At 65.8% G+C, this 20,906-nt stretch carries 17 protein-coding genes and 1 riboswitch; of the genes, 9 read left to right on the forward strand and 8 right to left on the reverse strand.

Annotation, left to right across the window (positions count from 1 at the left end):
• Positions 1–69: 69 nt before the first annotated feature.
• Positions 70–288, reverse strand: a complete 219-nt coding sequence (locus ABE422_RS08110; protein ID WP_070471416.1) for a glutaredoxin family protein — start codon at positions 286–288, stop codon at positions 70–72.
• Between the two features lie 97 nt (positions 289–385).
• Between ABE422_RS08110 and ABE422_RS08115 the strand changes: the two genes are divergently transcribed.
• Positions 386–1,768, forward strand: coding sequence for an L-serine ammonia-lyase (locus ABE422_RS08115; protein WP_123730460.1), 1,383 nt, complete (start codon positions 386–388; stop codon positions 1,766–1,768).
• 179 nt (positions 1,769–1,947) lie between these two features.
• Positions 1,948–2,949, forward strand: coding sequence for an alpha/beta hydrolase (locus ABE422_RS08120; RefSeq protein ID WP_346482849.1), 1,002 nt, complete (start codon positions 1,948–1,950; stop codon positions 2,947–2,949).
• A gap of 120 nt (positions 2,950–3,069) precedes the next feature.
• On the opposite strand, the gene ABE422_RS08125 is transcribed toward ABE422_RS08120, so the two are convergent.
• The 3 genes from ABE422_RS08125 to ABE422_RS08135 are packed head-to-tail and all read right to left on the reverse strand — an operon-like array spanning position 3,070 to position 6,406.
• The gene (locus tag ABE422_RS08125) at positions 3,070–4,137 is read right to left on the reverse strand and encodes a homoserine dehydrogenase (RefSeq protein WP_346482781.1); all 1,068 of its coding nucleotides are present in this window, start codon (positions 4,135–4,137) and stop codon (positions 3,070–3,072) included.
• The gene (locus ABE422_RS08130; RefSeq protein WP_346463281.1) at positions 4,134–5,378 is read right to left on the reverse strand and encodes an O-succinylhomoserine (thiol)-lyase; all 1,245 of its coding nucleotides are present in this window, start codon (positions 5,376–5,378) and stop codon (positions 4,134–4,136) included. The genes ABE422_RS08125 and ABE422_RS08130 overlap by 4 nt, the downstream gene beginning before the upstream one ends.
• Entirely contained in the window at positions 5,375–6,406 is a 1,032-nt protein-coding gene (locus ABE422_RS08135) for a homoserine O-succinyltransferase (protein WP_313210982.1), read from the reverse strand. Before ABE422_RS08135 ends, ABE422_RS08130 begins: the two co-directional genes overlap by 4 nt.
• A 77-nt stretch (positions 6,407–6,483) precedes the next feature.
• Positions 6,484–6,604, reverse strand: a riboswitch (SAM riboswitch).
• A gap of 150 nt (positions 6,605–6,754) precedes the next feature.
• Here ABE422_RS08135 and ABE422_RS08140 point away from each other — a divergent pair.
• The 4 genes from ABE422_RS08140 to ABE422_RS08155 all read left to right on the forward strand — a co-directional run bounded on the left by ABE422_RS08140 (position 6,755) and on the right by ABE422_RS08155 (position 12,543).
• On the forward strand, positions 6,755–7,624 hold the full coding sequence (locus tag ABE422_RS08140; protein ID WP_346482850.1) for a M23 family metallopeptidase: 870 nt from the start codon (positions 6,755–6,757) through the stop codon (positions 7,622–7,624).
• Between the two features lie 75 nt (positions 7,625–7,699).
• Positions 7,700–9,304 (forward strand): peptide chain release factor 3, encoded by a 1,605-nt coding sequence (locus ABE422_RS08145; RefSeq protein WP_313210984.1) that lies wholly within the window; start codon positions 7,700–7,702, stop codon positions 9,302–9,304.
• A 99-nt stretch (positions 9,305–9,403) separates the two neighbouring features.
• Positions 9,404–10,045: a hemolysin III family protein gene (locus tag ABE422_RS08150; protein WP_172407499.1), complete on the forward strand. Its 642-nt coding sequence runs from the start codon at positions 9,404–9,406 to the stop codon at positions 10,043–10,045.
• 515 nt (positions 10,046–10,560) lie between these two features.
• Entirely contained in the window at positions 10,561–12,543 is a 1,983-nt protein-coding gene (locus ABE422_RS08155) for an AsmA family protein (protein ID WP_346482782.1), read from the forward strand.
• 63 nt (positions 12,544–12,606) lie between these two features.
• On the opposite strand, the gene ABE422_RS08160 is transcribed toward ABE422_RS08155, so the two are convergent.
• Genes ABE422_RS08160 through mtgA form a run of 3 tightly spaced genes read right to left on the reverse strand, consistent with a single transcriptional unit; the run spans position 12,607 to position 14,806 of the window.
• Positions 12,607–13,038, reverse strand: coding sequence for a CBS domain-containing protein (locus ABE422_RS08160; protein ID WP_313212927.1), 432 nt, complete (start codon positions 13,036–13,038; stop codon positions 12,607–12,609).
• On the reverse strand, positions 12,998–14,017 hold the full coding sequence (locus ABE422_RS08165; protein WP_313219749.1) for a glycosyltransferase family 2 protein: 1,020 nt from the start codon (positions 14,015–14,017) through the stop codon (positions 12,998–13,000). The genes ABE422_RS08160 and ABE422_RS08165 overlap by 41 nt, the downstream gene beginning before the upstream one ends.
• 39 nt (positions 14,018–14,056) lie before the next feature.
• Entirely contained in the window at positions 14,057–14,806 is a 750-nt protein-coding gene (gene mtgA, locus ABE422_RS08170) for a monofunctional biosynthetic peptidoglycan transglycosylase (RefSeq protein WP_313212924.1), read from the reverse strand.
• Positions 14,807–14,885: 79 nt separating this feature from the next.
• On the opposite strand from mtgA, the gene ABE422_RS08175 reads away from it, so the two are divergent.
• From ABE422_RS08175 to ABE422_RS08185, 3 genes are all read left to right on the forward strand, one after another.
• Positions 14,886–15,782 (forward strand): Hsp33 family molecular chaperone HslO, encoded by an 897-nt coding sequence (locus ABE422_RS08175; RefSeq protein ID WP_313212922.1) that lies wholly within the window; start codon positions 14,886–14,888, stop codon positions 15,780–15,782.
• 152 nt (positions 15,783–15,934) lie between these two features.
• Positions 15,935–16,759, forward strand: coding sequence for a hypothetical protein (locus ABE422_RS08180; RefSeq protein ID WP_183073752.1), 825 nt, complete (start codon positions 15,935–15,937; stop codon positions 16,757–16,759).
• 351 nt (positions 16,760–17,110) lie between these two features.
• Positions 17,111–20,116 (forward strand): TonB-dependent receptor, encoded by a 3,006-nt coding sequence (locus ABE422_RS08185; protein ID WP_346482783.1) that lies wholly within the window; start codon positions 17,111–17,113, stop codon positions 20,114–20,116.
• A 141-nt stretch (positions 20,117–20,257) separates the two neighbouring features.
• Here ABE422_RS08185 and ABE422_RS08190 read toward each other — a convergent pair whose 3' ends face one another.
• Complete coding sequence (locus ABE422_RS08190; protein WP_019185113.1) at positions 20,258–20,860, reverse strand: TetR/AcrR family transcriptional regulator; 603 nt, start codon at positions 20,858–20,860, stop codon at positions 20,258–20,260.
• Between the last annotated feature and the right edge of the window lie 46 nt (positions 20,861–20,906).

A 20,906-nucleotide genomic window follows, 5' to 3' on the forward strand; every position in this document is an offset into this window, starting at 1 on the left:
TTGTTGGTTGTGTTGTGTTTGCTCGTCCGCGTCCTCACCGGCGCCTGCCCCCCCCACGCCGGCCCGGCTCTACCGGATCCAGGCGTCTACCGCCGCCACATCGAACGGCCAGTCCAGCTCGCGGCCCCGCGCATCGCGCAACACCGGCACCCTCAGCCCGTAGCGGGCCTCCAGCGCGGGGGCGTCATCGATGAACACACTGTCCAGATCGGCCACCCGGGCCTGCGCCAGCACCGCCAGGGCCTGGTCGCACAAATGGCAGTCATCACGCTGGAACAAGGTAAACACCGGGCCACCCACCTTGGGAAATGTTGCGCCGCACTCAAGGCTGGCGCCTGCGACAGCATAGAATAGCGCTCCATCCGATACCCGCAGTTTGGCAATCATGGCTGTCAGCACGTTCGACGTTTTCAAGATCGGCATTGGCCCGAGTTCTTCGCACACCGTAGGACCGATGAAGGCTGCCGAACGTTTCGTGCACCGCTGGCTGCTCGATCCGGGCCATCTGCAGGACGTGGTGCGCATCCGCGCCGACGTCTATGGCTCGCTGGCCCTGACCGGCCGTGGCCATGGCACCGACAAGGCCGTGCTGCTCGGGCTGGAAGGCCAGCGCCCGAACCTGATCGATCCGGACATCATCCCCGAAACGCTGGAGCGGATCCGCAGCAGCAAGCGCATCCGCCTGATGGGCCAGCACGAGATCGCCTTCGACGAGAAGCGCGACCTGGGCCTGAACAAGCGCCAGAAGCTGCCGTACCACACCAACGGCATGCGCTTCACGGCTTACGGTGCGGACGAGCAGGTGATCGCCACGCGCGATTACTACTCCGTCGGCGGCGGTTTCGTGGTCAACCAAGATGACGCGGCCGATGACCGCATCGTGCCCGATGAAACCCCGCTGCCCTACCCGTTCAAGAGCGGCGATGAGCTGCTCGCGCAGACCGCCCGCAGTGGCCTGAGCATCGCCCAGATGATGTTCGAGAACGAAAAGTGCTGGCGTACCGAGGACGAGATCCGCGACAGCCTGCGCGAGATCTGGAGCGCCATGCAGGCCTGCGTGGAGCGCGGCATCCGTCAGGAAGGTACCCTGCCCGGCGGCCTGCATGTATCACGCCGCGCCCCGGCGCTGTACCGCGAACTGTCCTCCAAGCCGGAAGCGGCGATGCGCGACCCGCTGACCACGCTGGACTGGGTCAACCTGTACGCGCTGGCCGTGAACGAAGAAAACGCCGCCGGTGGCCGCGTGGTGACCGCACCGACCAACGGCGCAGCCGGCGTACTGCCAGCGGTGCTGCACTATTTCGACCGCTTCTGCCCCGGTGCCAACGAACAGCGTGTGTTCGATTTCCTGCTGACCTCGGCGGCGATCGGCATCCTGTACAAGGAAAACGCCTCGATCTCCGGTGCCGAAGTGGGCTGCCAGGGTGAAGTGGGCGTGGCCTGCTCGATGGCCGCCGGCGGCCTGGTCGCCGCGCTCGGCGGCAACCCGAGCCAGATCGAGAATGCCGCCGAGATCGGCATGGAACACAACCTCGGCCTGACCTGCGACCCGATCGGCGGGCTGGTGCAGATTCCCTGCATCGAGCGCAATGCGATGGGCGCGGTCAAGGCGATCAATGCCTCACGCATGGCCATGCGCGGCGACGGCAAGCACAAGGTCTCGCTGGACAAGGTCATCAAGACCATGCGCGACACCGGCCGCGACATGCAGGACAAGTACAAGGAAACCAGCCGCGGCGGGCTGGCGGTCAACGTCATCGAGTGCTGATCCACCGCCCCCGGCGGTAGAGCCGACCGTTGGTCGGCTGCTCCCGTTCGCATCATCGGCACGCCTGCACATCCGCTCGGATGTAGAGCCGACCGTTGGTCGGCTGCTCCCGGTGGCATCGTCGGTACGCCTGCACGGCCGCTCCGGTACAGTCAGGACTTCCCCCCATGGAGACTGCCATGCGCATCCTGGCCGCCGCCCTGCTTGCCTGCCTGCCGCTGACCACCCTCGCCGCTGAGACTTACGGCCCGCGGCTGGAAGGCTTCGACTATCCGTACCCCGTGAAGATCTTCCGGTTCGAGTCCCAGCGCCAGCCGCTGGAGATGGCCTACATCGACGTGGCCGCCGGTGGCAAAGGCTTCGCCGGGACGGTCGTGCTGCTGCACGGCAAGAATTTCTGCGCGGCCACCTGGAAGGACACCATCGCGGCCCTGAGCGCGGCCAGCTACCGGGTGATCGCGCCAGATCAGATCGGCTTCTGCAAATCGAGCAAGCCCGAGCGCTATCAATACTCGTTCGGCCAGCTGGCTGCCAATACCGAAGCGCTGCTGGAGCATCTGGGCTATGGCGAGGGCAAGCTGCACATCGTCGGCCATTCAATGGGGGGCATGCTCGCCGCGCGCTTCGCGCTGATGTACCCGCAGCGCACCCTCAGTCTCTCGCTGGTCAACCCGATCGGACTGGAAGACTGGAAGGCCAAGGGCGTGCCATGGCGCAGCATCGACGCCTGGTATGCGGGCGAGCTGAAGACCAGCTTCGACAGCATCAAGAAGTACCAGCTCGACGTCTATTACAACGGCCAGTGGAAGCCCGAGTACGAGCAATGGGTGCGCATGCAGTCACGCATGTACGACGGCCCCGGCAAACAGGCGGTGGCATGGAGCCAGGCGCTGACCTCGGACATGGTGTTCAACCAGCCGGTGGTTCATGAGCTGCCCAGGCTGACCGTGCCAACCACGCTGTTCATCGGCCAGACCGACCGTACTGCAATCGGCCGCGATCTGGCACCGCCCGCCCTGAAAGCGACGCTCGGCAACTACCCTGCGCTGGGCAAAGCGGCGGCGGCAGCGATCCCAGGCGCCACCCTGGTGAGCTTCGAAGACCTCGGCCACTCGCCACAGGTGCAGGACCCGGACCGGTTCAATGCGGCACTGCTGAAGGCAATCTCACAACACGACTGACCTGCCCACCACCCCGGTAGTGCCACGCCATGCGTGGCAGCCGCCGTCCTCACCATTATCCGCCGACGCAGCAAGCCCACCCCTGGCGCTACCGTGTGCCTTGCTGGGATCGCGCGGCAATCAGCGCCGCACGATCGCCAGCACGTCGTCCAGCAAGGCGGCGGCGGTAACCTCCGCCCCGGCGCCCGGCCCCTGGATCAACAGCGGCTGGGCGTGATACCGGTCGCTATGAATCGCCACCCGGTTGTCGGTCTGCGCGCCGCCGGCCAGCGGATGGTCGCGCGGGAGCACACGCAGCCCCACCGAGGCACCGTCGTGATCGAAGCCACCGACGAAGCGCAGGCACCCACCTTGGTCGTTGGCCTGCTGCCAATACTGCTGCAGCGGTGCATCCAGCAGCGTCAGCTGCGCCAACGCATCCGCAGGGGACAGCCCAGCAAGTGCATCCGGCACCAGTGAGGCAACCTTCACCTGCTCGGCACGCAACGCGATACCGCTGGCCCGCGCCAGGATCAGCAGTTTGCGCCGGACATCTTCGCCGGACAGATCCACCCGCGGGTCCGGCTCGGTGTAGCCGGCCTCGGCCGCCTCCCGCACCCACGCAGAGAACGGACGCTGGCCATCGTAGTGATGGAACAACCACGCCAGCGAACCGGACAGCACGCCCTCCACGCGATGGATGCGGTCGCCGCCGGCGACCAGCGCGCGCAGGCTGCTCAGCAGCGGCAGGCCTGCGCCCACGGTGGCACTGTCGCCATAGCGCGCGTCACCCTGCTGGCCGCTGTCGGCGATGGCCTGCGCACGGGCCAACTGTGCGCCTTGGCCGAGCTTGTTGGCAGTCACCACGTGCACGCCCCGCGCCAGCCACTGTTCGTGCCAATTGGCTACGTCGTCACTGGCGGTCGCATCGACCACCACATCGCCGCGCTGCAGGCCCTCGGCTTCCGCCCACGGCTGCAATGCGACCGCACCGCGCGCGGCCAGGTTGGCCTGTGCAAGCTCATCCGCGGGGGTCTGTTCGCAGGCGCGCGCCGTGCGTGAGTTGGCCAGCCATGAGAACGAGGGCAGCGTGACACCGCGATCCTGCAGCGCGGCGTACCGCTGCACGAACGCGGTGCCGACCGTGCCGGTACCGAGCAGGGCCAGCCTGCGATGGGCCGCCAGCGGCAGGTTCAGCACCGCGCTCATGCATCCACCTGTTTACGGCGCTGCACATCGCGGTGCTGATCGATCACAACCTGGGCGCGTTCCAGCCCAGCCTGCAGATCGGCCACCAGGTCTTCCGGTGACTCGATACCGACCGACAGGCGCAGCAGCCCTTCGCTGATCCCGGCGTGCGCACGCGCTTCCGGGGTCATCGCCGCGTGGGTCATGGTCGCCGGATGCGCGACCAGGCTTTCCACGCCGCCCAGCGATTCGGCCAGGGTGAAGCAGCGCAGGCCATCCACGAAGGCGCGCACCGCCGCATGCGGATCCTCGCCCGGGCACGAGGCCAGTTCGAAGGACAGCATCGCGCCAAAGCCGCTCTGCTGACGGGCTGCGATGGCGTGGCCGGGGTGATCGGCTAGGCCCGGGTAGTACACGCTGGCGACTGCATCGCTGGCGGCCAGCAGCTCGACCACGGCCGACGTGTTTTCCTGGTGTGCGCGCAGGCGTGCACCCAGCGTACGCAGGCCACGCAGGGTCAGGAAGGCATCGAACGGCGAACCGGTCAGGCCCAGCGCGTTGGCCCACCACACCAGCTGCTCGTGCACCGCCGGATCACGCGCGATCACCGCCCCGCCGACCACATCGCTGTGACCGTTGATGTACTTGGTGGTGGAGTGCAGCACCAGATCGGCACCGAAGCTGATCGGCTGCTGCAGCGCCGGGGACAGGAAGGTGTTGTCGACGACTACCTTGGCACCGGCCTTGTGCGCGGCATCGATCACGAAGCGCAGGTCGGTGATGCGCAGCAGCGGGTTGGACGGGGTTTCGATCAGCACCAGCGTCGGCGACTGTGCCAGCGCGTCGGCCAACGAGCGCGGGTCGGTCAGGTCGGCGGTGATCAGGCCGAAGTGGCCCTTCTTCGCCAATGCGTTGAACAGGCGCCAGCTGCCGCCGTACGCATCGTGCGGCACCACCAGCGTATCGCCGGGCTGCAGCAGCGCATTGAGCACCAGATTGATCGCGCCCATGCCGGTGGAGGTGATCACCCCGCCCGCGCCGCCTTCCAGTTCGGCCAGCGCTTCACCGAGCAGATCGCGGGTCGGGTTGCCGCTGCGCGTGTAGTCGTACTGGCGCTTGTTGCCGAAGCCATCGAAGCTGAAGTTCGAGGACAGCACGATCGGCGGGGTCACCGCGCCGTGGGCGGTGTCACGGTCGATGCCGGCACGCACGGCGGCGGTGACGCGGCTACAGGACGGCTCGGTACCAGCGGAACGGCTCATGCGGTTTCTCCGGGGGATCGAAAAGCGGTGGCGAGGATCGCGTCGATGCGATCGGTTTCTTTCAGGAAGGCGTCGTGGCCATACGCCGAGCGCAGCACGCGCAGGCTGCCGCGCGGGCCCAGCCCCTCGACCAGGCCGACGCAGTCGGCCAGCGGGACCAGGCGATCGCCTTCCACAGCGACCACGACGGTCGGCACCTGGATGGCGGCCGGGTCGATGCGGTGCAGGTCGATGGATTCGGACAGGCGCAGGTAAGCATCGACCGGGGTGCGGGCGACGTACTGCGCACCGGCGGCATCCAGATAGTCTTCGGCGGCAACGCGCACGCGGCCGTTGACCACTTCCGGCGCGGCATCGAAGCGTTCGCCGAATTCTTCCGGCGTGCGGTAGCTGAGCATGGCGAACTGGCGCGCCAGCGACAGCCCGTGGCTCTCGGCGCACTGAAGCTGGCCCAGCGCAACCGCACGGCGCTGCAGCGCACGCCAGGCCGCGGCATACGGATGCGGGCGATGCGCACCGCTCACCGCGATCAACTTCTGTACGCGCTGGCGGTGACGGATCGCGAACTGCTGGCCGACCAGCGCGCCGTAGGAGTAGCCCACGAAGCACTGCAGGCGGGCGATGCCAAGATGGTCGAGCAGCAAGGCCAGCGCATCGGCCTGGTCGGCGGTATCGATCGGCAGGTCGAGCGCGCCGTCGGCGCCGATGAAATCGAACGCCAGGATGCGCAGCGAGGCCGGATCCAGCGCGCGACCTGCGGCCACCAGGCCCTCGGCCCAGCCCTTTTCGGGGAATTCGGCATTGGCCGCCACATGGCGGTGCGCGGAGATGCCGCCGGCCAGCACCACCACCGGCGCATCGGCACGGCCGACGCATTCGTAGCGCAGGCGTACCGGCCGCGGTCCGCCGTGACGCATCGACAGTACCGCCGCGATATCGCCGCGCACGGCGTTCAGCCCGGCGTCGACGGGGACGCTGAGCGGGGCGAAGGAGTCGGTGGCGACAGGGGCGGCGGTGGCGAAGCGCATGGCGGTATCCAAAGTAGGAGTCGGCCATCGAGCTTTCGCGGAGCTCGCGTTCGAAGCGCACGCACGGTGCACGGTTCGAACCATCTTTCGGAAGACACCAACGGTCTCCGCAGGATTTGGCACCTACGCAGGTCGCTTTCGCGTCTGCGGGCTGCCCCGGCTTCAAAGGGCCTGTCCCTCTGCCGGTCTCGATGGTGGAGCCACGATGCCAGCGCTTCCGGCCCATGTCAATCCCTTCATCGGCATGAAGCGATATATATTCCAGATGATCATCAGTCGCGCATACTCCGGGATCCTCCCTGACCGGCCGACGCCTTGCGCTGCTTACGTTTCACCGCGGTGATTCTGATGATGATGCCGGTGCTGAACGCCTGGGCCGGCCCGGGGGCGAACTGGCGGAACGGCTGGCGGGTCGACCGGCCTGCAACCGCTGCCCCGGCGCAGCGCACCGCTGGCGCGCCGGTGCCGGCCCTGGCCCTACTGACCCTGGAAGGGGCTGGAGACCGCTGGCAGGCCCGGGTCGACAACCGCGTGGCCGGGCCGGTCCAGGTCGAACTGCGCGCCGCCGCCGGGGCCCCCGCGCTGCCGGGGCTACCCGTTCAGACGGTAGTGGCCGCCGGCGCCAGCGTCGTGGTGACCCGCCTGCAGCCGCCGGCCGGTAGTACCACGATCCGCCTGGATCTGACGGCCGTTCCGGGCGACCCCGGTGCGCGCCCGCAGAATGTGACCTACCTCCTGCCGTTCGATGCCGCGCGCATCCAGGTCAGCCAGGCACCGCAGGGGCAGTTCAGCCACAACGATGCAGAGAACCGCGAGGCCATCGACTTCGCCCTGCCCGAGGGCACGCCCGTGCTCGCGGCGCGGGCAGGAACCGTCATGCAGGTCCAGGCCGGGTATCAGGGCAATGGGCAGGACCGGGACCACGATCTGGGCCGGGCCAACCTGGTGCGGGTGCTGCATGAGGACGGCAGCATGGCGGTGTATGCCCACCTGCAGCACCACGGCGTGCTGGTCCGCCCCGGCGAGCAGGTCCAGGCAGGGCAGCGCATCGGCCTATCGGGCAACACCGGCTACAGCGCCGCGCCGCACCTGCACTTCGCGGTCCAGGTCAATGCCGGGATGCGGCTTCGCTCGATCCCGGCACGGATCGTCAGCCCACACGGCGAGCTGCACTTCGCCCGGACAACGGACGAGGCCGGCGCATCCGCCCTGCCCTGACCCCGGCTACGCCCGCCCCCGTTATACTGGGCGGCTCATCTCCATGAAAAGCGCCCCGGGCGGGCGCGTCACGCCATGTCCGAAGTCGCTACCGAAGCTGCGCGCCGCCGCACCTTCGCCATCATTTCCCATCCTGACGCCGGCAAGACCACGCTGACCGAAAAGCTGCTGCTGTTCGGCGGTGCGATCCAGATGGCCGGTTCGGTCAAGGGCCGCAAGGCCGCGCGCCATGCGACCTCCGACTGGATGGCGCTGGAAAAGGAGCGCGGGATCTCGGTCACCTCCTCGGTGATGCAGTTCCCGTACGAAGGCAAGATCGTCAACCTGCTCGACACCCCCGGCCACGCCGACTTCGGCGAGGACACCTACCGCGTGCTCACCGCGGTGGACTCGGCACTGATGGTGATCGACGTGGCCAAGGGCGTGGAAGAGCGCACCATCAAGCTGATGGAAGTCTGCCGCCTGCGCGACACGCCGATCATGACCTTCATCAACAAGCTCGATCGCGAGGGCAAGGAGCCCATCGATCTGCTGGATGAAGTGGAAAGCGTGCTCGGCATCCAGTGCGCGCCGGTCACCTGGCCGATCGGCATGGGCCAGCGCCTGAAGGGCGTGGTGCATCTGATCAGCGGTGAGGTGCACCTGTACGAGCAGGGCCGCAACTTCACCCGCCAGGATTCGACCATCTTCCCCTCGATCGACTCGCCCGGACTGGCCGAGAAGATCGGTGAGCGCATGCTGGCCGACCTGCGTGACGAGCTGGAGCTGGTGCAGGGCGCCAGCCATCCGTTCGACGTGGAGGCCTACCTGGCCGGCAAGCAGACGCCGGTGTTCTTCGGCTCGGGTGTGAACAACTTCGGCGTGCAGCCGCTGCTGGATTTCTTCGTCGAGCATGCACCGTCACCGCAGCCGCGCGCGACCACTGGCCGCATCATCGCGCCGCAGGAAAACAAGCTGACCGGCTTCGTGTTCAAGATCCAGGCCAACATGGACCCGCAGCACCGCGACCGCGTGGCCTTCATGCGGGTGTGCTCGGGCCGTTTCGTGGCCGGCATGAAGACCTTCCATGTGCGCACCGGCAAGGAAATGAAGCTGGCCAATGCGCTGACCTTCATGGCCAGCGACCGCGAGATCGCCGCCGAGGCATGGCCGGGCGATGTGATCGGCATCCACAACCACGGCACGATCTCCATCGGTGACACCTTCACCGAGGGCGAAGCGGTCAGCTTCACCGGCATCCCGAACTTCGCGCCGGAACTGTTCCGCCGCGCACGCCTGCGCGATCCGCTCAAGCTCAAGCAGTTGCAGAAGGGATTGGCGCAGCTCTCCGAAGAGGGCGCGACGCAGTTCTTCCGCCCGCTGATGAGCAACGACCTGATCCTGGGCGCGGTGGGTGTGCTGCAGTTCGATGTGGCGGCGTATCGCCTGAAGGACGAGTACGGCGTGGAAGCCACCTTCGAGCCGGTCAGCGTGACCACGGCGCGCTGGGTCACCTGCAGCAACGAGAAGAAGCTGGAGGAGTTCCGCGAGAAGAACGCCGGCAACCTGAGCATCGATGCCGCCGGCCAGCTGGTCTATCTGGCACCGACGCGGGTCAACCTGCAGCTGGCGCAGGAGCGCGCACCGGATGTTCGCTTCGCGGCCACCCGCGAAGCAGCGCACAGCATCTCGGTCAGCTGATCGCTCCACCGGTCTACCGGCTGAACAGGCGCGCGTGCATGCGCGCGCCATCGCGGCGATGATAGGGGGGAGCGGGCTCCCCCTCCCCGCACTCCGATCATCGCCATGACCTCTGTCGTTTCCGTTCGAGAAGAAATCGCCAGCGCCCTGACCCACGGGCTTGGCGCCGTCGCTGCACTGGCCGGCAGTGCGGTACTGATCACCCTGGCCGCCATCTATGGCGACGGCTGGCAGCTGGCCAGTGCGATCGTCTTCGGGGTGGCGCTGTTGCTGTTGTATACGGCGTCCACGCTCTATCACGCGATCCAGCATCCGGTCGCCAAGGGCCGGCTGAAGGTGTTCGATCACTGTGCGATCTACCTGTTGATCGCCGGTACGTACACGCCGTTCACGCTGATCGGTCTGCGCGGGGGTCCGTGGGGCTGGGGGATGTTCACGGCAATCTGGGCGCTGGCGCTGTTCGGGGTGGTGTTCAAGTTGTTCTACACGGGCCGGTTCAAGCTGCTGTCGACGATCATCTATATCGCGATGGGCTGGATGGTGATGGTGGCGATCAAGCCGATGTGGCATTCGCTGGATGCGTGGACGCTGGGGTGGCTGTTGGCCGGCGGGGTGTTCTATACGTTGGGGACGGTGTTCTATCACCGGGAGTCGGTGCCGTATTCGCATGCGATCTGGCATCTGTTCGTGATCGGTGGGAGTGTGTGCCACTTCGTTGCGGTGACGGCGCAGATTCTCTGAGTGCTGTTTTCTGCCAGGCAAGTGCGACGGCACCCGGACCAGCGAGAGCACTAGCACTAGCACTAGGACTAGCACTAGCACTAGCACTAGCACTAGGACTAGCACTAGCACTAGCACTAGGACTAGCACTAGCACTAGCACCAGGACTAGCAACAGCAACGGCAACGGCAACGGCAAGAGCAAGACCAAGAGCGACTCGGGCGTCAGGAATGCGCCAGGCGGGGTCGGCACGGGTGGGTCGGCGGGACACGCCGTGAATCCGTCCCTGGAGGCTCATGTCGCGCCATCCATGGCGCTCATGGTCCCGCCAACCCACCCGCACCGCCCCGCTCACCCTTGGCCGGTGGCCTGAGAAGGTCAGAATCCTGGTTGGACCGGATGCCAAGCATGGCCGACGCACCGCGCCTGGAGCAGTCATCGACAACGGCGGCGCCGACGGTCGACACGCCTCACCCTGACAGTACCCTTACCAATGCTTCGCGCTGCCTGCACGATGCAAGGGCAACCATGGGGATGTGAATACTGTGCCCTCCCCTGTTCCGTCCGATGCCCCTTCCCGTTCCCGCTGGCGCTGGCGTCGTCCTGGCAAGCGGGGGCAGCGGTGGTTGGCGATCCTGGTGTTTCTGTTCGCTGCGCTGTTGATCCTGATCGCATTGTGGGATTGGAACTGGTTCAAGGGACCGGTGGAGCGGGCGGTGCAGGCCAAGACCGCGCGTGAGTTCCATATCACGGGCGATCTGGATGTCGATCTGGGTCGGGTGACGACGGTGCGCGGTGATGGGCTGACCTTTGCCAATGCGACGTGGGCCAAGCAGCCGCAGATGGCGACGGCGGATCGGGTGGAGATCGATCTGCGGGTGTGGCCGCTGCTGCGTGGGCAGGTGCGGATTCCGGAGATCCGCTTGACGCGGCCGGATCTGTTGCTGGAAACCGCGCCGGAGAAGAATCAGCCGGGCAATTGGGATTTCCTGGGGCCGAGCGACGGTGATCCGCCGGTGCTGCAGCGGTTGTTGGTCGATGATGGGCGGCTGCAGTTCCGGGATGCGGCGGGCCGGACCGATGTGCTGGTGTCGCTCGACAGTGGCAAGCCACGCGACAAGGACAGTGGTCCGCCGCTGCTGGTGAAGGGCAAAGGGCGCTGGCAGGGCAATCCGTTCTCGCTGGAGGGCAATACCGAGTCGCCGCTCGAGCTGACCAATACCGGCCATCCGTTCCGCATCCATCTGGATGGGCGCGCCGGGGATACGCATGCGATCGCCAGTGGGACGTTGACCAATCCTTTCCAGTTGCGGGTGTTCAATCTGGAGTTGATGCTGAGTGGCCAGGATATGGAGGATCTGTACCCGCTGATCGGGGTCGCCATGCCCTCCACGCCGCCGTACAAGCTCAAGGGACAGCTCAAGCGCGACAACGCGATCTGGCGCTATGAGAATTTCACGGGCACGGCCGGTGACAGCGATCTGGGCGGGACCGCGCAGATCGATGTGAGCGGTGACCGGCCATTCCTGAAGGCGGATCTGGTGTCCAAGCGATTGGACTTCGACGACCTGGCCGGCTTCATCGGGGCGCCGCCGAAGACCGGCGCGGGGGAATCGGCCAATGCCGAGCAGAAGGCGAAGGCCGCCGCGCTGGCGGCCCGTGCCAAGGTACTGCCGGATACACCCTACAACCTGTCCAAGCTGCGCGCGATGGATGCCGATGTGCGCTGGAAAGCGCAACGGATCAACTCGCCGGCCCTGCCGCTGGATGACATGGATGCGCACCTCAAGCTCAACGACGGGCTGCTGCGCCTGGAACCGCTCAACTTTGGTGTGGCCGGCGGCGATATCCGCAGCACGATCCGGATGGATGCCCGCAAGCAGGCCATTTCCACGCAGTTGCAGGCCACCATCCGCAAGGTGCAGCTGGGCAAGCTGTTCCCCGATGCGAAGCTGGCCGAGCAGGCCTCCGGCGGTATCAGTGGCGACGTCAACCTGACCGGCCAGGGCAACTCCGTCGCGGCCATGCTTGGCAGTTCCGATGGCACCGTGGCGGTCGGCATCGGCCGCGGCCATGTCGGCAATCTGATCATGGAACTGGCCGGGCTGGATGTCGCCGAATCGGTGAAGTTCCTGTTCACCGGTGACAAGCAGATTCCACTGCGTTGCGCGTGGGGCGACTTCGGGGTGACCAACGGCGTGATGCAGTCGCGTTCGCTCGCCTTCGATACCACTGACACCCTGATCCTTGGCGAGGGCAAGGTGGATCTGAAACAGGAACAGCTGGATCTGCTGCTGCGACCGCGCCCGAAGGACATGAGCATCCTGGCGCTGCGCTCGCCGCTGCGCATCGGCGGAACCTTCAAGGATCCCTCGTTCCGGCCGGACTTCAAGGCGCTGGGCATCCGCGGGGCGATCGCCCTGGCGCTGGGCAGCATTGCCCCGCCCGCCGCGCTGCTGGCGACGATCGAAACCGGGCCGGGCGAGGACAGCAACTGCGGTGGCCGCTACGCCAAGTGATTCCGGCCCATTCTGGCCGGATGCCGACTCATGGCCGGCATGCCGGCCAGCAAGGATCCACGCTCAACCGGCGACGATGTACTGTTGGAGCTGATCGAGTTTCTGTGCTTGTTCGTCGATCACCGACTTGACCAGGTCGCCGATCGAGATCACGCCGAGGACCCCGTTGCCATCGACCACCGGAAGGTGGCGGATGCGGTAATCGGTCACCAGTTGCAGGCAGTGCTCGACCTGCTCGCCTGGCGCGACGGTCACCACCTTGGGGGTCATGATCTCGCGGACTTCGGTTGTGCGTGAGGAGCGTTCGTGCAGCACGATCTTCCGCGCGTAATCGCGCTCGGACAGAATGCCGACCAGGTGCCGGCCTTCCATCACCAGAACCGCGCCGATGCCCTTTTCAGCCATCAACCGGATGGCGTCGATCACCGCCGACGTCGGGGCGACTGCGAATACCTCAGGGGACTTGCCTTCCAACAGCTGTCGTACCGTGGTCATCTCGCTGCTCTCCACCGATGGGATGCAGGGCCGAGTCTGCCACGAACGGGGCCTGCCAGGTGTCAATCAGGTACAGCGGGCGCTGTTTGGATTCTTCGTACAGCCGGCCCAGGTATTCACCGATCAGGCCCAGCGCGATCAGCTGTATCCCGCCAAGGAACAGGATCACCGCCATCATCGTTGGCCACCCAGCGACACGGTCGCCGTACAGCGCGGCCTTCAGCACCACGACCAGCGCAAACAGGAACGCGAAACTCGCCGCTGCCAGGCCCAGATAGGTGGTCACCCGCAGCGGCGCGGTCGAAAAGCCGGTGATCCCTTCCAACGCGAAGTTCCACAGCCGCCAGAACCCGAACTTGCTCTCCCCGACCAGCCGCGCATGGCGGTGGTAAGGCAGGGCCTTGCGCCGGAAGCCCACCCAGCCGAACAGCCCCTTCATGAAGCGGTGGCGCTCACGCAGCTGACCCAGCGCCTGCAGCGCGCGCGGCGACAACAGGCGGAAGTCGCCGGTATCGGCCGGAATCGGTGTCTTGGACAGCCGCCCGATCACCCGGTAGAACGCCTTGGCTGTAGACCGTTTGAGCCAGCTTTCGCCATCGCGCACCAGGCGCGTGCCGTACACGTTGTCATAGCCCTGTTGCCACAGCGCGACGAACTCGGGAATCAGTTCCGGCGGATCCTGGCCATCGGCATCGAGGATCATCACCGCACCGTCGTCGACGAAATCCAGCCCGGCGGTGAGCGCCGCTTCCTTGCCGAAATTCCGCGAGAGCCGCAGCACGCCGACGCAGCCGTCGGCAGCGGCCAATCCCTGCATGACGTCCCATGTCGTATCGGTACTGCCGTCGTCCACATACAGCACGCGGCCGTCGATACCTTCCAGTCCATCGAGCACCGCACGCAGCCGTGGGTGCAGCATCGGCAAGGCAAGCGCTTCATTGTGGGCGGCGACGACGACGGTCAGGCGTGGGCTGTTCATGCGGCGATTGTAGCGTCAGCCAATCACGTTCATGAACGCTCAATCCTCGCTGAGGTAACCACTCCCGCCCAACTGCCGCGCCTGCCGCTGGATCCATGTCGCGCGGCGCTGGACGTAGGGTCCGGGCTGGGCCGCGTTGTAACGTCGCGGTGATGGCAGCACCGCTGCCAGCCGCGCGCTTTCGGCCGGGCTCAGCCGCGACGCGTCCTTGTTCCAGTACTGCCGGGACGCGGCCTGCGCGCCATAGATGCCGTCGCCGAACTCGGCGATGTTGGCGTACATCTCCAGGATCCGCGACTTCGGCCACAGCGCTTCGATCAACACGGTGTACCAGACCTCCAGGCCCTTGCGGATCCAGCTGCGGCCCTGCCACAGGAACAGGTTCTTGGCGACCTGCTGGCTGATCGTGCTGGCCCCGCGCAGGCGGCCGCCGCGTGCGTTGTGGTCGCGCGCCTTCTCGATGGCCTGCAGGTCGAAGCCGTTGTGCTCCGGGAAGCGCTGGTCCTCGGCGGCCACCAGCGAAATCGGCAGGCTCGGCGCCATCTGGTCCAGGTCGCGCCACTGGTAGTGCAGCCGGTAGCTCCAGTCGCCCTCCCCCAACGCTTCGCCGTAGCGCCACAGCATCACGCTGGACACCGGCGGGTCGATGAAACGCAGGGCCAGCACCTGCAGCACACTGAAGCCGACAAACAGTACCGGCAGCCACAGCAGGCGCTTCCAGTGCCAGCGGCGCGGACGTGACGGTTCCAGGTCCGGCTCGACCTTGAGGTTGCTGCGCTCTGCCCCCATTACTGGTGCATCCTTTACTTGCACGGTTGTCGGCGCATTATCCGGCAACCGGCACTCCTTTCGCGCAGCCACCGAACCGATGACCGCCCAATCCGACTCCCTTGTCCGTTTCCTGCTCCCCGATGCCGGCGTCCGCGGCGTGCACGTGCACCTCGATGACACCTGGCGGGAGATCCTGTCCCACGCGGTCTATCCGCCGGGCGCCGCTGAACTGCTCGGCGAGGCCAGCGTGGCCTCGGCGCTGTTCACCGGCCACACCAAGGTCGATGGCCGGCTGTCGATCCAGCTGCGCAGCAACACCGCGATGCGTACCCTGTTCGCCGAGTGCACCGCGGTCGGCACGCTGCGCGGCATCGTCCAGCTGGCCGACGGCGGCGGCGACGCCCCGCGGGACCTGACCGCGCTGGGCGAGGACGCGCTGCTGGCGATCACCATCGAAAACCCCGGCCTGGACCCGCGCGAACCGCAGCGCTACCAGAGCCTGGTCGGCCTGACCGCAGCCGGTCTGGACGAAGCCTTCGAGGATTATTTCCGCCAGTCCGAACAGCTGCCCACCCGGCTGCTGCTGGCCGCCGACGGCACCCGCGCCGCAGGCCTGCTGCTGCAGAAGCTGCCGGGCGATGAAGGCGACCAGGACGGCTGGTCGCGTGCCAGCGCGCTGTTCGAGACCCTGGGCAAGCAGGAACTGCTGGAGGTACCGGGCCACGATCTGCTGCACCGTCTGTTCCATGAAGAGACGCCGGAACTGCTCGGCGACAAGGCCCTGCGCTTCGCCTGTTCGTGCTCGCGCGAGCGGGTGGCAGGCATGTTGCAGTCGATTGGCGAGGAAGAGGCCCGGGCTGCCGCCGAGCCAACCGGCGCGGTGGAAGTGCGGTGCGAATTCTGCGGGCAGGAGTATCACTTTCCGTTGACGGAATTCGACATACTGTTCCGCGAGATGGATGTATCCTCGCCGGCACCTGAACGGCTTCAGTAAACTTGGCAAGCGTTTTGTTCTGGGGAGAACCAAGACTTGTTAAGAAATCATAAACGCCCTAGGATCAATGTCCCGCTTCGGCGGGAACTTGTGTTCACCGCGCTTGTCTGAGAGTTCCCATGCATTCCCTTCTGCGTCTACCGCTGGCCCTGATGATCGCCCTAGGCGCGATCTCGGGCGCGCATGCGCAGGCCAAGGGCAAGCAGGACGGCACCGTGTTGCCGGTCTGGAACAAGGGCAGCGGCAAGGTGGAGGCGTTGCTGTATCTGGAACCCACCGGCGAGCAGGCGGTCGGTGCGCGCTGGCATTTCGGCCGCAGCTCCCTGGACGCGGCCTTCGGCCTGTCCTCGGGTGACTCGCTGGGTCTGCTGTGCAACAGCAGTCGCGGGACGAGCATCAGCGGATTGGCCAGCCATTGCATGCTGGCGACACTGGGCGATGAGGAAGACAACACGCTCAGCCGCCGCGTCAGTGGCACCGCCGCGTTCAACCGGCCTGGCGGCCGCGTGGGCATCACCGCCGGCAGCGGCCGCGACACCCTGCCCGCGTGGCTGGCTGGCCCGAACAAATCGCCTTCGCTGCGCGCCGAACAGAACGACCTGACCGTCTTCGGGCAGAAGAACATCGGCCGCGAGGGCTTCGTCTCGATCGGCGGCACCTATGCCAAGGCGCGTCTGGTCCCCATCGCGGACGCCTCGCCGGCGATCGTGGACCGCTGGGACAGCAAGAGCCTCACCATCGGTGCCGGCTATGGCAACTTCAGCGGCAACATCATCGGCCGCGTGGTCGATGTTCCGGGCCAGCCCGGCAAGTGGGAAGGCCTGGGGGTCGGCCTGACCTGGCGCACGCCGTGGAGCGGGCAGCTCACCGTGGGCGCCGAGAACGTGGTCACCCGCGGCAAGAACCCGTTCGCCCCCCGCAACGAGAGCACGGACGAGGGCACCGTCCCCTACGTGCGGTACGAGCAAGATCTCTGACCTGTCTTTGCGACGACCCGTCAATACACGTCATCCAAAGGGCGCCTCCACGAGGCGCCCTTTTTCGTTTGGGCTGCCTGTCAAGGGCGCACACGGCCCATTCAGGGTGAAATTTTTTTAACAAAAATCTTAACAAATGAGACGTTTTGGGCGGCAGATATCGCTTAGAGCCTTATGCTGCAAAGGCTTTGCCGAATTTCACCTAAATCACATGGAACATTAACGGCTCTTTAATTTTTAGTTGCACGTGGTTACTATCGAGTCAGCTTCACGGATTGGGAACGCCTTTCGTCCCCGCGCTGAAGCCCATCCCAACACGTTGCACCCAAGTCAACTTGGAGAGAGAGCCCAATGAATCGCAACAGCAACAAACTGCGTGACGCCGTCGTCCTCGCGCTGATCGCCAGCGCTGCCGGCACCGGCAGCGCCGTCGCCCAGGAAGCCACTGGCACCACCAATCTGGACCGCATCTCGGTCACCGGTTCGCGCATCCGCCAGGTTGACGTCGAGACCGCGCAGCCGGTGCTGACCATCTCGCGTGCAGATATCCAGAACCAGGGCTTCAGCTCGGTCGGCGACATCCTGCAGAACATTTCGGCCGCCGGTAGCCCGAACTTCAGCCGCGCCTCGCCGCTGACCTCCAACCAGGAAGCCGGTGGTCAGTACATCGACCTGCGCAACCTGGGCGCACAGCGCACGCTGGTGCTGGTCAATGGCAAGCGCTTGGGCATCAGCCCGGACGGCTACCAGGACATCTCCATCATCCCGACCTCGATGGTCGAGCGCATCGACGTGCTGAAGGACGGCGCCTCGTCGATCTACGGTTCGGACGCGATGGCCGGTGTGATCAACATCATCACCCGCAAGAACTTCGACGGCCTGGAAGCGAACGTCTACAAGGGCCAGTACAGCCAGGGCGATGGCGAAAAGGAAACCTACGACTTCGTCATGGGCTTCTCCGGTGACCGAGGCTCGCTGACCGTCGGCGCCGAGTACCACAAGGAAGAAGGCGTGTGGGCCAAGGATCGTCCGTTCACGGCCGACACCTACCCGGAATGGGATCCGGCCTCCTCGCTGACCCCGGTCGGCCAGTACGGTAACTACAACCGCTTTGCCAACCAGTTCAACCGCAATGCTGCGGGCGCGCTGGTGCTCAACGCCCAGGGCAACCCGGTCCGCCGCAGCGCCGGCTGGTCGGTCGCCAATCAGGGCAGCGATGCCATCGGTGCCAACGACTTCCACCCGCAGACCGCTGCGGATCAGAGCCGTTCGTCCGATCAGATGCACCTGCTGACCCCGCTGGAGCGTCGTTCGCTGTTCGTCAGCGGCAACTACGACATCACCGACAACGTCCGCTTCACCACGGACCTGTCCTACACCAAGCGCCAGTCGCAGCGTCAGATCGCCGGTTACCCGCTGCAGTCGTCCGCCTTCGGCGTGCCGATGGCCGGCGCGGTCTATCAGACCAATCCGGATGGCAGCCGCACCCTGGTCAGCAATGGCAGCTACTTCAACCCGAACGGCAATCGTGACCTGTACCAGGCCGACGTCGCCAGCTTCGTCGATGCTGATGGCAACCCGCTGTACTCGCAGACCAACGACGTCGACTTCCGTCGCCGTGGCTGGGAAGTCCCGCGTACCACCGATTCGACCCTGACCACCTGGCGTTTCGCCGCGGCACTGGAAGGTTCGTTCGAAATCGGTGACCGCTTCTTCAACTGGGATGTCGGCGCGCTGTACAACGAAAACGACAGCCTGCTGATCAACAACGGCAACTTCTACATCCCGGCCGTCGCCGCGGCTGTGGGTCCGTCGTTCCTCAACTCCTCCGGCCAGGTCGTCTGCGGCACCCCGGGCAACGAGATCGCCGGCTGCGTGCCGTGGAACCCGTATGCCGGCTACGGCGCAGGCAGCGACCAGTACTCGCTGGGCGATCCGAACGTGCAGAACTACCTGTTCCGCGAAGAACACGCCACCGGCAAGACCACCACCCACAACTACTTCGCCAACCTGTCCGGCACCATCGTGCCGCTGCCGGCGGGCGACCTGGGCTTCGCGGTCGGCTATGAATACCGCAAGGAAAGCGGTGCGTTCAACCCGGATGCGATCGCCCAGTCGGGTGACTCGACCAACCTGGCGTCCGGTCCGACCAAGGGTTCCTACGCCCTGGATGAGTTCTACCTGGAATTGAACATCCCGATCCTGGCGGATCTGGCGTTCGCCAAGGAACTGACCCTGGACGTGGCCACCCGTTACTCGGATTTCACCAGCTTCGGTGACACCACCAACAACAAGTTCGGCCTGAAGTGGCGTCCGATCGACGACCTGCTGGTCCGTGCCACCTATGCCGAGGGCTTCCGCGCCCCGACCATCGGTGATCTGTACGGCGGCACCTCGCAGACCTTCCCGACCAACTTCGTCGATCCGTGCGACAGCGTCTACGGCGACGTCCGCGGCAGCGCGCGCTGCGTCCAGGATGTGGGCCAGGGCTACCGCCAGCTGTCGCAGGGCTTCGTCCCGACGACCGGCCGTGCCGCACAGAGCCCGGTGCCGTTCAACTCCGGCTCGAACCCGAACCTGACCCCGGAAACCTCCGAGTCCAAGACGGTCGGCTTCGTGTACAGCCCGAGCTATGTCACCGGCCTGAGCGTGGGTGTGGATTGGTGGAGCATCCGCATCGACAACACGATCGTCAGCGACAGCCCGAACCTGATCATGGAAGACTGCTATGTCCGCCTGATCGAATCGCGCTGCTCGATGTTCAGCCGTGACCCGAACAACGGCAACATCGTGGGCACCCTGAACTACGGCAACCGCAACGCCGGTTACACCGAAACCGAAGGCTTCGACTTCGACATCAGCTACAGCCGTGACACCGATTTCGGCCGCTTCTCGGCCAAGTCGTCGACCACGTACGTGGGCAAGTACGAAGAGAAGTCCACGGACGATGTGGACGCCGTGCCGTCGCAGAACAATGGCTTCGGTGCATTCTTCCGCGTGCGCTCGAACCTGGGCCTGGGCTGGAGCATGAACGACCTGTCGGTCAACTGGAACGTGCGTTACTTCTCCGGCACCAAGGAAAGCTGCCGCTTCGCCACGCGTTGCACCCTGCCCACCTACAGCGCACCGGACACCCTGGGCGTGATCTCGCCGCAGACCGAGCTGGGCGCAGTGACCTTCCACGACGTGCAGGTGTCCTATGCCACCCCGTGGAATGCCACCGTCGCCGTGGGCGCCAACAACGTGTTCAACAAGGTCGGCCCGATGATGACCTCGCAGCCGAGCTCGAACTTCTCGTACTACGGCGGCTACGACATCGGTCGCTTCCTGTACATGAAGTACTCGCAGAAGTTCTGATCGATCCACTGATCAACAACGTCTGATGCAACGGCCCCGAAAGGGGCCGTTGTTTTTTGTGGCGACACGCGGCCCCGTCCAACGGCCGCATACAAAAAAGGCCGCGTTTCCGCGGCCTTCTGCTTGCCTGCAGCGATCAGATCACCCCAGCGGGATCAGCGTCTCGATCACGTGCTCCACATAGGCCTCGAAATCTTCGCGGGCCTGCTTGGGCTGCTGCAGCTGCAGCGACAGCTGCAGGAAGCCGACATAGGCCGCATAGGCCAGTCGCGCGCGGTGTTGCGCATCCGTCCGGCTCAGCCCCGCCTGGCGGAACGAGGCGACCAGGTACTCCAGGCGGCGATGCGAGACACGGTCGATGACCGGGCGCACCATCGGGTGATCCAGCGCCTTGAGCAGTTCGCTGTAGATGATGTGCGGCTGCACTTCATGCGCCACCACCTGGAACAGCTGGCGCAGGCGTACGCGCGGGTCGGTCACATCGGCCAGGCTGCCGAACACCTGCTCCTGCTCGAACAGCTCCCAGCGCTCCAACGCGGCCTGCAGCAACGCATCGCGCGAGGGGAAGTGCCAATAGAAGCTGCCTTTGGTGACACCCAGGCGCCGCGCCAGCGGTTCGACCGCAACCGCGCCCACGCCTTGTTCGGCAATCAGATCCAGTGCGGCCTGGGCCCAGTCTTCGGCACTGAGGCGGCTGTTGCGGCCGGCACGTGGCTCGCCGGCGGAAGCTTCGGGTTCATTCATAGGTGGATTTAACCATACGCCGGGGTTGGTTGCAGTACGTGAATGC

The sequence above is a fragment of the Stenotrophomonas sp. TWI1151 genome, from assembly GCF_039673135.1.
Classification (GTDB): Bacteria; Pseudomonadota; Gammaproteobacteria; order Xanthomonadales; family Xanthomonadaceae; genus Stenotrophomonas.